The sequence below is a fragment of the Thalassospira profundimaris genome, from assembly GCF_003326795.1.
Taxonomy (GTDB): domain Bacteria; phylum Pseudomonadota; class Alphaproteobacteria; order Rhodospirillales; family Thalassospiraceae; genus Thalassospira; species Thalassospira profundimaris_C.
The window spans coordinates 254824-267506 of record NZ_JPWI01000004.1; the positions used below are offsets into that span (position 1 = coordinate 254824).

Below are 12683 nucleotides of genomic sequence, written 5' to 3' on the forward strand. Positions count from 1 at the left end.
GTTACCTCTCCACCAGTGCCATTTTCTTGTTGAACCAGTTCATAAAGAGCGAGGTCAACAAAGACAAACCAAGATAGATCGACATGAAGATCGAAATCGCTTCAATTGCCTGACCAGTCTGGTTCATGGTTGTGTTGGAAACTGAGACCAGATCCGGGTAACCGACAGCTACGGCAAGCGAGCTGTTTTTGGTCAGGTTCAGATACTGGTTTGTCAGTGGCGGAATGGCGACACGCATGGATTGCGGCAGAATAACCTTGCGAAGGGCAACAGAGCGCTTGATTCCAAGACTGTCCGCTGCCTCCCACTGGCCGTTTGGAACGGCCTGAATGCCAGAGCGTACGACTTCTGCCACATAGGTTGACGTGTAAACCGTCAAGCCGATCAGAACGGCCATAAATTCTGGCGAAATATTATAACCACCACGAATGTTGAAGCCCTTGAGTTCCGGCATGCTCATCTCGGTCGGAGCTCCGCCTGCAAGGTAGGCAAGAAACACAAGACCGACAAAGATACCAAGACCCACAAGGAGCATCGGGAAGGTCTGTCCTGTCGCGTCCTGGCGTTTGACAGCCCATTTCCTGATGAAATAGATAGCGACCAGAGCGATAATCGCCGCAACACCCATCAGGGTATATGCGTTGTCCGCAACCGGCACAGGCATATACATGCCGCGCGAAGTCAGCAGGACACCCGGGAGCGGCTCTAGCGCATCGCGCGGGTGGGGGAATGCCCCGGGGATCAGCGCGTACCAGAAGAACAGCTGAAGCAGAACCGGGATGTTACGGAATGTTTCAACATATACCGTCGCCAGCTTGCGAACGATCCAGTTGGACGAAAGGCGTGCAACGCCAAAAATGGTTCCGATAATCGTGCAAAGGACGATACCAAGAACCGATACTTTCACGGTGTTCAGGAGACCGACCATCAGTGCCGTCGCGTAGTCGCTCTGGGCACTGTATTCGATCATGCTTTCACTGATCTCGAAGGAAGCTTCAAGATCGAGGAACCCGTAACCGGTCGAGATGTTTTGTTGCTCAAGGTTGTACAGGGTGTTGGACACCAGGTACCAGCCAGCCAGAATGATAAGACCGATGGCGATGATTTGATAAAGCACCGCGCGAACGTTCTCGTCATTCAGATAGTCGACAAGGCTCTTGGAACGAACATCTCCCGGGGTATGTTGAGGCTTACTCATAGGACCCTCAGGTGTAGATTGTATCCAAAATCAGTAGGCACCTAACGAAAAGCTCCGCCCATGCGTTCAGGCAGTGGGGCGGAGCTTCGTAGGTTTAGTGGAACGGTTGCTAACGAATTAGCGAACCGGCCATGCGTACTGCAGGCCACCATCGGTCCACAGAGCGTTCAGACCACGCTCGAGGCCAAGCTTGGCGGTAACGTTCTTTTCATAGCTTTCGCCATAGTTACCAACATTCTTGACGATACGGTATGCCCACTCTTCGTCGAGACCAAGAGCCTCACCCATGCCCGGCGATACGCCCAGCAGACGCTGGATGCCCGGGTTGGTGCTGTTTGCTTTCATATCGTCAACATTCGCCATGGTGACGCCGAATTCTTCAGCTTCGACCATTGCAGTCAGAGCCCAGCGAGAAATGTCGGCCCACTGCTCGTCACCCTGAGCAACAACCGGACCAAGCGGCTCTTTGGAAATGATTTCCGGAAGAATGACGTAGTCATCCGGGTTTTCTGCCATGGTGGTACGGATCGAAGCAAGACCCGAAGCATCCGTGGTGTAAACGTCGCAACGGCCCGAGAAGAAGGCAGCGGTTGCTTCGTTGATGTTTTCGATAACGACCGGCTCGAAGCTCATGCCTTTGGCGCGGAAGTAATCAGCGAGGTTCAGCTCGGTGGTGGTGCCCGGCTCTACGCAGACGGTTGCTCCGTCAAGCTCGGTAGCGCTGTTCACGCCGAGAGCTTTGGGAATCAGGAAGCCCTGACCGTCATAGTAGTTGATGCCGACGAAGGTCAGGCCGAGCTTCGCGTCACGCGTGGTGGTTGCAGTGGTGTTACGCGACAGGATGTCGATTTCACCGGACTGCAGCGCCGTGAAACGCTGTGCTGCGGTCAGCGGGGTGTACTGAACGCTGTTTGCATCGCCAAGGACTGCGGCAGCAATCGCACGGCAAACATCAACGTCGATACCTTCCCACTTGCCTTCAGCATTTGCTGCGGAGAAACCCGGAAGACCGGTGTTCACACCACACTGAACGAAACCTTTCGCCTTGACGCCGTCAAGCACGGCACCAGCCTGTGCATTCTGTGCGGCGACGGCTGCAACAGTCATTGCACCCGCGGCGAGGATCGTTTTGATTTTCATAGAAAAGCTCCCTTATTAGCAAAGCATTGTTTTTAGCTTTTGTGCCACCCTGGATACGCAATTAAGCATATCCATCAATCCAAATTGATTGGATTGCCAAATTAAGAAATTTTAGGCCGCTATGTGTCAAGTCTGAAAAATTTTCGACTGGTCGGGCCGGTGCTGTTTTTTGAGGAAAATCGCCGATTTTTTCCATCAGGTGAACGTTGTAAATGGAAACGCATCAAGGTGATGGATAGCGTAATTGGTTTTTATATCAGTGTCTTAATCGGTTCTGGTTTTGGGTGTTTCGCAAAAGGACGAGAATGCACGAACTTTTTTCGACGGAAATATGCCAGTGTCTAAAAAAAGATCATTTTTTTATGCTGTCCAAAATGCGTGCACATTGCAGTGCGGAATCGGAGATGTCGTGACTCCGGTTTGAATTATTCCATTCTGCGTGCAGACGAGATGAAAAAGCCCCCTCCGACGCTGTCATCCGAGGGGGCTGGTTTTATTTCTTGAGATCATTCAGGTTCGAGAACAGCTCAAGAGCGGTCGGATTTGCTAGAGCTTCCTGATTTTTGACGGGTCTGCCATGGACAACATCGCGGACTGCCAGCTCGGTTATTTTTCCGGACTTGGTGCGTGGAATGTCGGCGACGGCAATGACCTTGGCCGGGACATGGCGCGGTGTGCAGTTGGTACGAATCTGCTTCTTGATCTTGTCAATCAGTGCCGTATCCAGTTCATAATTATCGCGGAGCACAACAAACAGGATGACCCTGACGTCGTTATCCCAATCCTGTCCTATGACAATCGATTCCTGAATTTCCGGAAGCTTTTCGACTTGGCGATAGATTTCTGCTGTACCGATGCGAACACCACCCGGATTCAGGGTTGCATCAGAGCGGCCGTAAATAACCATGCCGCCTTCGTCATCAAGTTCTACATAGTCCCCGTGGCACCAGATATTCTCAAACCGGTCGAAATAGGCCGCGTGGTAACGCGATCCGTCCGGATCATTCCAGAACCCGACAGGCATGGAGGGGAAGGGTTTGGTACAAACCAGTTCGCCTTTCTCGTTGCGAACAGATTTGCCTTCGTCATCAAATACGTCGACGGCAACACCAAGGGCGCGCGTCTGGATCACGCCGCGTTTTACCGGCAGCACAGGTGAGGCCAGAACAAAACAGCCTAGAATATCTGTCCCGCCCGAGATCGATGCGAGATGAATGTCTTCCTTGATGTCACGATAAACGTAATCAAAGCTTTCAGGTGCGAGCGGCGAGCCGGTCGATGTCATGGCACGTACGGTCGAAAGGTTATGCGTTTCACGCGGCTTGAGTTCCGCCTTTGCAAGGGCATCGATATATTTGGCAGAGGTGCCAAACAGGGTCATGCCTTCGGCATCTGCGTAATCAAACAGAATGTTGCCGCTCGGATAGAATGGTGAGCCGTCGTAAAGCAGCAACGTCGCACCTGCTGCCAGTCCGGCCATCAACCAGTTCCACATCATCCAGCCGCATGTGGTGAAATAAAACACCCTGTCTCCGGGGGCGACATCACAATGCAAAACATGTTCTGAAACCTGTTTTAGCAGCGTACCACCGGTCCCGTGGACGATGCATTTCGGTTTGCCGGTGGTGCCTGACGAGAACATCACATAAAGAGGGTGATTGAACTCGACCTGTTCGAATACGATCTTGTCACCTTCGAACGGGGCGATGAATGCCTCATAAGTCACAGCATTGCGGATTCCCGTGCTGTCAGCACCATCAAAGGCATATTTGACAATGACGACCCTTTTCAGGCTGTCGATGCGGTCAACGACATCGCGAACCTTTTCACGGATGTCATGCTGCTTGCCATTATAATGATAGCCATCGACAGTTATCATCACGGTCGGTTCGATCTGACCGAACCGGTCAACGACGCCCTGCACACCGAAATCGGGCGACGCGGATGACCATGTTGCGCCAATCGCGGCCGTAGCAAGCATTGCAATGACCGTTTCTGACATGTTGGGCATATAGCCACAAACACGATCACCCTTTTTGACACCTTCAGCACGTAGTGCCTGCGAAAAGCGGGAAACAGCAATGTTGAGTTCAGCCCAGGACAGGCGCGATTTGACCTTGTCTTCGCCCCAGAAAACGATGGCGTCTGTATTGTCATCACGAGCCAGCAGGTTTTCTGCGAAATTCAGTCGAGCATCAGGGAAGAACTGTGCGCCGGGCATCTTGGTGCCATCAATCAGAACGCGTTCACCCCATGTCTCGGCCTTGAGTTCGGTGTATTCGACAAGGGCAGGCCAGAAATCCTCGATCTTGGCGACAGACCAGTCATACAGAGCGGTGAAATTCTGGAGATCAAGGCTGTATTTGTCATTCACCCAGCGGCGAAAGCTGGTGACATTTGCGTTTTCAACACGTTCTTTCGTCGGTTGCCAAAGCACGTCGCTCATGATGGGCCTCTGTTTCCTGCGATGTTGTGTCTTCAAATTAGCGCGTTGTCTAATTTGGTATCTTGATACCGTTTTCTACGGGGAAAAAAGTCGGTCGGCAAGCGGAGTAACTCAGATGTCTATAATTGGTAATACCAATTATGCGAGAAAACTTCTGAAGTCGCATCAAGAATCTCTGTCAATATATTGTTATAGAGTAAAAAGATAAGATTTAAGGTGCTTGTAAAAATCTTTTCAACCCGGATCGATATGGACTGGTTTTGCTAATAAAATGACAAAAATGGGTGCATTTTTATTTTATCGTGATTCGCTCTCTGTGCCTTCGGAGTATCTTCAGATGAAAATGCTTGCACGTTCAAGGCAGCGCACTAGTTTGCTTTGATCGCAAAAAAAAAGCTGGAGGCTCATCTTGGCCGGGATTGATGAAAGCAAGGCGTTTGTATCAATCAATATCGCTGTTTTGACAGTAAGTGATACGCGCACAGCAGTAAATGATACCTCGGGTGATTTACTTGTTAGCCGAATAGAAGCCAATGGCCACCGCGTCCACGAACGATTGATCCTGCGAGATGATCAGACGATTCTGCAGCGCCAGTTGCTGGCTTGGTGCGAAAATCCCGAGATTGATGTGATTATCTCAACAGGTGGAACAGGGGTGACAGGACGTGATGTTACTGTAGAAGCCCATCGGGCTCTTTACGAAAAGGAAATCCCCGGATTTGGCGAGCTGTTTCGGTGGATTTCGTTTCCCAAAATCGGGACGTCAACTGTTCAGTCGCGTGCAACGGCTGGGGTCTGTAAGGGGACTTATCTGTTTGCGCTGCCCGGATCGACGGGCGCATGTAAAGATGCCTGGGATGAAATTCTGACCTATCAGCTTGATATTCGCCATCGCCCCTGTAACTTCGTGGAACTTATGCCACGCTTGCTTGAACGCTGAAGCATGAAGTGGCGGAACCTGGTTGGTTCCGTTTTTGACCAGCATCAGCTAATTCCCGGTTCATTGCAGGAAAGCATCATGGATTTCATCACAGATCCGTTCTTTTACGCTGTCGCAATCCCGGCAGTCTTGATTGCCGGCGTTTCCAAAAGCGGATTTGGTGGCGGACTTGGCGTGATTGCTGTTCCCTTGATGGCGCTTGCGGTATCGCCTCAGGCGGCCGCGGCCATCATGCTTCCCATCCTGTGCCTGATGGATGTTGCAAATGTTTGGGCCTATCGGACCCGATGGGACCGACGAAACATGCTCATTCTCGTTCCTGCCGCACTAGTAGGGATTCTTGTCGGGGTACTGACATTCAGCTACCTGAGTGTCGCGGCGGTGAAGCTTATCATTGCGATGATTGCTATCATTTTTACCCTTGATCACTGGCTGCGCGGCAATAAAGCCGGAGCTACACCAAAATCGCCAACCTGGGGAAAGGGAACGATACTTGGAAGTCTGGCAGGTTTTACCAGCTTTGTAGCCCATGCCGGGGGGCCGCCGGTCTCGGTATTCTTGTTGCCGCAGCGTATGGATAAATCAGTTTTTGTCGGGACGACTGTGATGTTTTTCATCGTCGTTAATTACGTCAAACTGATCCCTTACTGGTTTCTCGGTCAATTCAGCGGAGCCAATCTCGGGACGTCTGCCGTTCTTGTCCCGATTGCGATTTTTGGAACTTGGCTGGGCCTCTGGGCGCATGACAAGGTCAATGTCATCTTGTTCTATCGCGTCTGCTATACTCTGCTGTTTATGACAGGGGTAAAGCTGCTTTGGGATGCTGTTTCACTGTTTACCGCAGGATGACGACAGCGCGGGTAAGACCATGGTTTGAAATTTCCTGCGAAGCGAAGCGCATCTTTTGAGAATTCAATCCCGAAACCTACTCTGGCAGGCAGCACGAATCGAATTTTATGCGGCGTCTTGTCGGGGCATATATGTCCAGGCTGCCTTGAAACAAGGTACCGGCATTTATGCATTTATCTGAAAATGAACGGTTTTGGTTTAATAGAACCTATATTTTTGTATTCAGGGGTTTTACGTAGCCGATTTGTTCCGGATTGTCACAAAACTTTTAAAGTTTCGGAACTTTCGGCTAATATCATGAAAATAAAGTGTTTTTATATAACGTGAAATCTTATGTAGTTTAGATAAAACTGATGATTGATCATGATCCCGGCGACAGGCTTATGGCGAACCAAAAAAACAAGGGGAAGCCATATGCCAGAGAGAATTCTGAACGCCGCAACAAACATGTCGGAATTAACGACTGCCAAAGTTAACGAAATTCAGAATGTGACCAAGACTGCCAAGATGCTCGCGATGAATGCCTTGATCGAAGCTTCTCGCGCAGGTGACGCCGGGCGCGGGTTCGCCGTCGTTGCCAATGAAGTCAATGTTATATCCCAGAAAATTACCTCCATCGCCAATGAACTCCAGGAACTGTTTGTCCAAGAAGCAGCAGAGCTTCGCAGGACAGCACAGATTGTTCGGGGATCACGGCTGTCTGATCTTGCACTATATGTCATCGAATTGATTGACCGTAACCTATATGAGCGCAGTTGCGATGTGCGCTGGTGGGCAACCGATAGTGCGGTTGTTCAGGGCTGCGACTATACGGCCGATGAGGCAGCCCGCAAGTTTGCCTGCAAGCGGCTTGGTGTCATTCTGGATTCCTACACGGTTTATCTTGATCTTTGGGTGGCCGATAAAAACGGACGCGTTATCGCCAACGGACGCCCTGATCGATACAACGCTATTGGCACCGATGTCAGTGACAAGGCCTGGTTCCGTCAGGCAATGGCAACACAGAATGGTGGTGAGTATGCCGTTGCAGATATCGAAAACATTGATGCGCTTGGTGGAAAGTCTGTCGCCACCTATGCAACTGCCGTACGTGCAGGCGGTGAAGAAGACGGACAGATCGTCGGCGCGATGGGGATCTTCTTTGATTGGGAAGAGCAGGCGGAATCTGTTGTTAACTCGATCAATCTTCCCGACGAGGAACGCGAGAGGACAACAATCATGATTGTCGACCGCGACTGCAAGATCATCGCGTCCTCTGACCCGACAATGCGTCTCGGAGAATATATGGCGCTTCGGCACGGTAAGGAAGAAAAGGGGGCTTACCTGATCGAGGACCAGACGATTGTGGCTCATGCCCTGACGCCGGGTTACGAAACCTATGCCGGTTTGGGGTGGCGAGGGGTGATCGTCCAGAAACCGGCATCCAAATCAGCTTCTGCTGCATATGCAAGTGTCCGGCGCGCAGAAGATCTGGTCCAACAACATAAGATGGCGGGCTGATCTCCGGGACAGGATGTCTGGTGACTAGTTAAGGCCGGACAATAGAATTCATGACAAGGCGGTCATCATTCAGATGGTCGCCTTCTTTTATTCTGGACCATTGTAAAGTGGTTTGGGCTTGCCCCTTGGCGTCAAACCATATAGCGATAAAGTCAATTTGTTGATAAAATGTCATTAAATGACTTGTGCGCGAGGTGCCCGAACGTGGAACTGATTTTGGCAAAGCTGGGTGTTTCAGTTGGGATGGTTCTTGGACTGTCTTTTTTGGCTGAACGCGCAGGTCCCCGTGCGGCGGGTATTCTGTCGGGCTATCCACTTGGAACAGCAATTTTGCTGTATTTCATTGCAGTAGAACAGGGCATCGCATTTGCCAGTGAAAGTGCTGTCTATGCCATGCCCGGCCTGATCGCGACCCTGGCATTCCTTTACGGATATTTTCATGCGTCGCGCCGATTGGTGTCTTTGCCGGTTATCTTGCAGATTTTGCTGAGTTCACTGGCGGCATTTGTGGTTTACTTTATTGTGTCATGGCTGTTTCAGCTGACCTCAATGAGCCTGACACAGGCTGCGATCATTTTGTTATTTGCAATATTTGCAGCCCTCGTTCTGTTTCGTAAGATCGAGAATGTCAAAATTCTGAACCGGGTGCGCATTACCAAACGGGTGATCGTCTTTCGGGCCGGTTTGGCATCGCTGATTGTCCTGGTTATCAGTGGTCTTGCGGCCTTGATCGGTCCGCGCTGGTCAGGATTGCTGTCAGGCTTTCCGGTTGCCCTGTATCCGACAATGATTATCTTGCATTTCAGTTATGGTGCGGCACCAGTCCATACGCTGGTTCGGAACTTCCCGCGCGGGATGGGGGCATTGTGGATATATACGCTTGCTGTATCGCTCAGTTACCCTGTGCTTGGACTGAATTTTGGAACGCTGGTGTCATTTGCTGTCGCGACGGTCTATCTTGTCGCTTATTCCACTTTCGTTTGGATGAGGCAAAAGTCCGTGCGCACAGTAGAATGATCCCATAATATTCACCAACAATAGTGAATTAGCGGTCCGTTTGAACGGGCCAGTTCAGGGAGACGTATCTGCATGCAGCAGGTTCAATCACTGGTCAGGGCATTAAGCATCCTCAATGCGCTTGCAGAAAGCGATGATGGCATGACTCTGACCGAAATTGCCCAACAGGTTAAGTTACCCCCATCGACGGCCCACAGATTGCTGACCACGATGCAGCACGAACGATATGTTTCGTTCGATGGCGAACGAACCCTTTGGTTTGTCGGTGTGCAGGCCTTCAGTGTTGGTAATGCCTTTACCAAAAACCGCAATCTTAGCCAGATTGCACGCCCCTATATGCGTGCGTTGATGGAAGATAGCGGTGAAACGGTGAACCTTGCCGTTGCAGATGGCGGCGAGGTGATTTTCCTGTCTCAGGTCGAATGCCGTAAAATGATGCGTGCGCTCGTAACCCCCGGTCGCCGTGCGCTTATGCATTGTTCCGGCGTTGGCAAGGCTCTTTTGGCGTTTTTGCCAGAAGCAGAACTGAAATCCGTGGTTACCAAGCATGGCTTGCCTAAGATCACAGAGCGGACACTCGTATCAGTCAGTGCCCTTGAAAAGGATCTGGAACGGTCACGTCAACGTGGCTATGCCCTTGACGACGAAGAGCATGCTGTTGGCCTGCGTTGCGTTGCAGGTGTGGTACGTGACGAAACGGGAAGCCCGATTGCCGCACTTTCACTTTCTGGGCCAGCGGCACGCATTCCGAACGATCATATCGAATTGCTGGGCCTGAAAGTCCGCCGTGTTTGTGCCGATCTCAGCCGTGAATATGGCGGTATGCCCGTATAATCGTCATCGCGGTCGGACTGACGGTTGCTCAGCGTGTTCTTGATCTGTTGTTTGTCGCAAAGCGGAAGTTGTTCCTTCCGCTTCTTTTTGCGGCATACATGGCGTCATCAGCAGAAACCAGAAGCTCGTCAACGGTTTCACCATGATCGGGATAAAGAGCAATCCCGATAGATGCGGAAACGTGGTAAGGCGGGCGATCATTGCCAAGATCAATCGGGGTGCCTGAAAGTGCGTTTTGCAGTTTTCGGGCGACCTTTTCTGCGTCTTCCGGAGTTTCGCTTCCGGGCAGAATAATCGTGAATTCATCGCCGCCAATGCGTGCCACAGTATCAACATTTCGAAGCGTGCCGGTCAGGCGAGATGCAATTTCGCCAAGAACCTTGTCGCCTGTTGAATGGCCACCGGTATCATTGAGTTCCTTGAACGCGTCGATATCAATGAACATCAATGCAAAACATTCGCGCCGACGTTGGGAAAGTTTTATCGCGAAGCCCAGACGGTCCATGAACAGATAGCGATTCGGCAATGAGGTCAATGCGTCGTGACTGGCTTGAAAACGAATTTGTTCTTCAGCAAACTTGCGATCCGAAATATTGGTGAAGCTGGTGAGGCGCAGTGTCTTGTCCTGAACCATCACATTCCGACCATTGATTTCACATGGAAACATCGTGCCGTCCTTGCATTTTGCGACGGCTTCGTACGGTTTGTCATAACCTGATCTGATATTGGCCATGACAAGTGGCAGGGTTTCGCTGGAAATAATATCGGATGCGCTGAGATCAAGAAGTTCATTGCGTGTATAGCCAAACATGCGTTCGGCAGCGTTGTTTGTATCAACGCACTTGCCACCATCGTGCAAGAACAGGGCTTCATTGCTTAGCGTTTCAAGGATTTGCAAGCGTTCCTCGCTTTCGCGACGTCGATTGCGCTCCTGCACAAGCTCCGTAATATCCCACAGTATGCAGTCAATCTGGCAGTCATCGGTGAACGGAGGCAGAGCCCGCATCTGGATGCGAACCCATCGTTGTTCGCCCAGGTTGGCTTTGACAGTGTCTTCAAGTGTCTGAATCGTGCCCTTGGCTTCAATGGCTTCGCGGCGGAGATTCTGCAAGGTTTCAGGATCAAAGACCTGTTTTGGCAAACTGTCAGAAGTCGATACGCCCGCCCAGTCAAGGCCATGTTCAGATGCGAACTCGACCTTGCCGGTTTCATCTATACGAAAAACCACTCCGGGCAGTCGGGCAAAGAAGCGTTCGCGTGCGCTGGCATTTCGGCGCACCATCAGGTGTAGAACTGCCAGGACCGCAGCAATTGATAAGAAGAAGATTATTGACGTCGAAAGCTGAGGAAGCGGGATACTTTCATCCATCAAAGAAACGGCAACCTCAAGGCCACCGCAAAACCATATCCCGAGCAGCCACCAGGATATGTGCAGTGCTATGAAATAGCGGTCATTCAAAAACGGGCCCGGCATATCTGTTGGTATAACCTGCGCTTGTCATTCCGGACAAAGAATATACCTATAACGAGATATGACAAGTAACTGATTTGTATCAGTTAGATCTCAAACCGAGCGTTGTCGAACAACCGCTAAATATCATCATTACATACCGGGACAGGAAATACCCGTGCCACCAAGCCCGCAATATCCGTCCGGGTTCTTATGAAGGTATTGCTGATGGAAGTCTTCTGCATAGTAGAAGGTCGGGACATCTGCGATATCCGTGGTGATGTCACCTTGGCCAGCCGTGGTAAGCGCGGCATGATAGTTTTCGCGTGATTCTGTTGCCGCGGCTTTCTGTTCTGCGTTGCCTACATAGATAACCGAACGGTATTGAGTTCCGATATCGTTACCCTGTCGCATGCCCTGGGTTGGGTCATGGTTTTCCCAAAACAGTTTCAACAGCTGTTGATAGGAAATGACAGCCGGATCAAAAACAACCAGAACGACTTCGGCGTGGCCGGTCATTCCACTGCAAACTTCGCGATATGTCGGGTTGTGAGTGTAACCACCTGCATAGCCGACCGCAGTGCTCCAGACGCCGTTTGCTTTCCAGAACAGGCGTTCAGCCCCCCAGAAGCATCCCATGCCAAACACGGCAACTTCCATATTATCGGGGAAGGGGCCAACCATCGGATTACCGGTCACAACATTTCGATCCGCAACGGCAATCGCATCGTCACGTCCGGGTAATGCGGTGTCGGCTGTCGGCATCTGTGCCTTGTCGGTTTTAAGAGCGGAAAGCATGTCTTTTACCTGATGAAATTTCATATTCTCTGTGCAATGTAACCCAGCACGCCACAATAGCAATTCCCCTGACGATAAAATGTCTTTGAACATTCTTTTGGTGCCACACCGGTGCCATCGGATAATGAGACGGCAGTTGATTGGTCTCGTGATTACAAGGGATTGTTGTGCGCAGAATACGGCATTTGAAATCAATGGGGCTGATGCTGGCAGGGGCCATCTGTTTGATCATCGGCTTGGTGTTTTTGCCGTTACCGCCGCCATTTTTCGGTATGGTTTTTATTGCTGTGGGGCTGCCGATGTTGGCCGCCGGGTCAAAACGGATGCGACGTCTGATCCAGCATGTGCGCTGGCGTTACTATCGGCACAATGAAAAAGTGGAATATCTTCTGGGCCGGATGCCCGGATTTTTACGTCGTCACGGGTACAAAACCCGCCCGGATGTTCTGGCCCGCCTGAACCGTAAAGCGACCGCAAGAGATATCGGGCAAAAGAGCGTTAAGTCCTGATA

Annotated in this window: 11 protein-coding genes; 6 read left to right on the forward strand and 5 right to left on the reverse strand. The window is 51.0% G+C overall.

Annotation, left to right across the window (positions count from 1 at the left end; genetic code table 11):
- Position 1: 1 nt before the first annotated feature.
- The 3 genes from TH30_RS09020 to TH30_RS09030 all read right to left on the reverse strand — a co-directional run bounded on the left by TH30_RS09020 (position 2) and on the right by TH30_RS09030 (position 4784).
- Entirely contained in the window at positions 2-1198 is a 1197-nt protein-coding gene (locus TH30_RS09020; protein ID WP_114097731.1) for an amino acid ABC transporter permease, read from the reverse strand.
- A 117-nt stretch (positions 1199-1315) separates the two neighbouring features.
- Positions 1316-2338 carry an amino acid ABC transporter substrate-binding protein gene (locus TH30_RS09025; protein WP_114097732.1) on the reverse strand — a complete coding sequence of 341 codons (1023 nt, stop codon included), beginning with the start codon at positions 2336-2338 and terminating at the stop codon, positions 1316-1318.
- Between the two features lie 493 nt (positions 2339-2831).
- Complete coding sequence (locus TH30_RS09030; protein WP_114097733.1) at positions 2832-4784, reverse strand: acetoacetate--CoA ligase; 1953 nt, start codon at positions 4782-4784, stop codon at positions 2832-2834.
- A 409-nt stretch (positions 4785-5193) separates the two neighbouring features.
- On the opposite strand from TH30_RS09030, the gene moaB reads away from it, so the two are divergent.
- The 5 genes from moaB to TH30_RS09055 all read left to right on the forward strand — a co-directional run bounded on the left by moaB (position 5194) and on the right by TH30_RS09055 (position 9924).
- Positions 5194-5724, forward strand: a complete 531-nt coding sequence (moaB, locus tag TH30_RS09035) for a molybdenum cofactor biosynthesis protein B (RefSeq protein ID WP_114097734.1) — start codon at positions 5194-5196, stop codon at positions 5722-5724.
- A 63-nt stretch (positions 5725-5787) separates the two neighbouring features.
- Positions 5788-6573, forward strand: coding sequence for a sulfite exporter TauE/SafE family protein (locus TH30_RS09040; RefSeq protein ID WP_258548662.1), 786 nt, complete (start codon positions 5788-5790; stop codon positions 6571-6573).
- 414 nt (positions 6574-6987) lie between these two features.
- Positions 6988-8073, forward strand: coding sequence for a methyl-accepting chemotaxis protein (locus TH30_RS09045; protein WP_114097799.1), 1086 nt, complete (start codon positions 6988-6990; stop codon positions 8071-8073).
- 264 nt (positions 8074-8337) lie between these two features.
- Positions 8338-9090: a hypothetical protein gene (locus TH30_RS09050; protein ID WP_258548663.1), complete on the forward strand. Its 753-nt coding sequence runs from the start codon at positions 8338-8340 to the stop codon at positions 9088-9090.
- A gap of 72 nt (positions 9091-9162) precedes the next feature.
- Complete coding sequence (locus tag TH30_RS09055) at positions 9163-9924, forward strand: IclR family transcriptional regulator (protein WP_114097736.1); 762 nt, start codon at positions 9163-9165, stop codon at positions 9922-9924.
- 28 nt (positions 9925-9952) lie between these two features.
- On the opposite strand, the gene TH30_RS09060 is transcribed toward TH30_RS09055, so the two are convergent.
- Positions 9953-11206, reverse strand: a complete 1254-nt coding sequence (locus TH30_RS09060) for a sensor domain-containing protein (protein WP_181850190.1) — start codon at positions 11204-11206, stop codon at positions 9953-9955.
- 321 nt (positions 11207-11527) lie between these two features.
- Entirely contained in the window at positions 11528-12172 is a 645-nt protein-coding gene (msrA, locus tag TH30_RS09065; protein WP_114097800.1) for a peptide-methionine (S)-S-oxide reductase MsrA, read from the reverse strand.
- A 323-nt stretch (positions 12173-12495) separates the two neighbouring features.
- Between msrA and TH30_RS22085 the strand changes: the two genes are divergently transcribed.
- On the forward strand, positions 12496-12681 hold the full coding sequence (locus tag TH30_RS22085) for a hypothetical protein (RefSeq protein WP_181850191.1): 186 nt from the start codon (positions 12496-12498) through the stop codon (positions 12679-12681).
- The last annotated feature ends 2 nt before the right edge of the window (positions 12682-12683 follow it).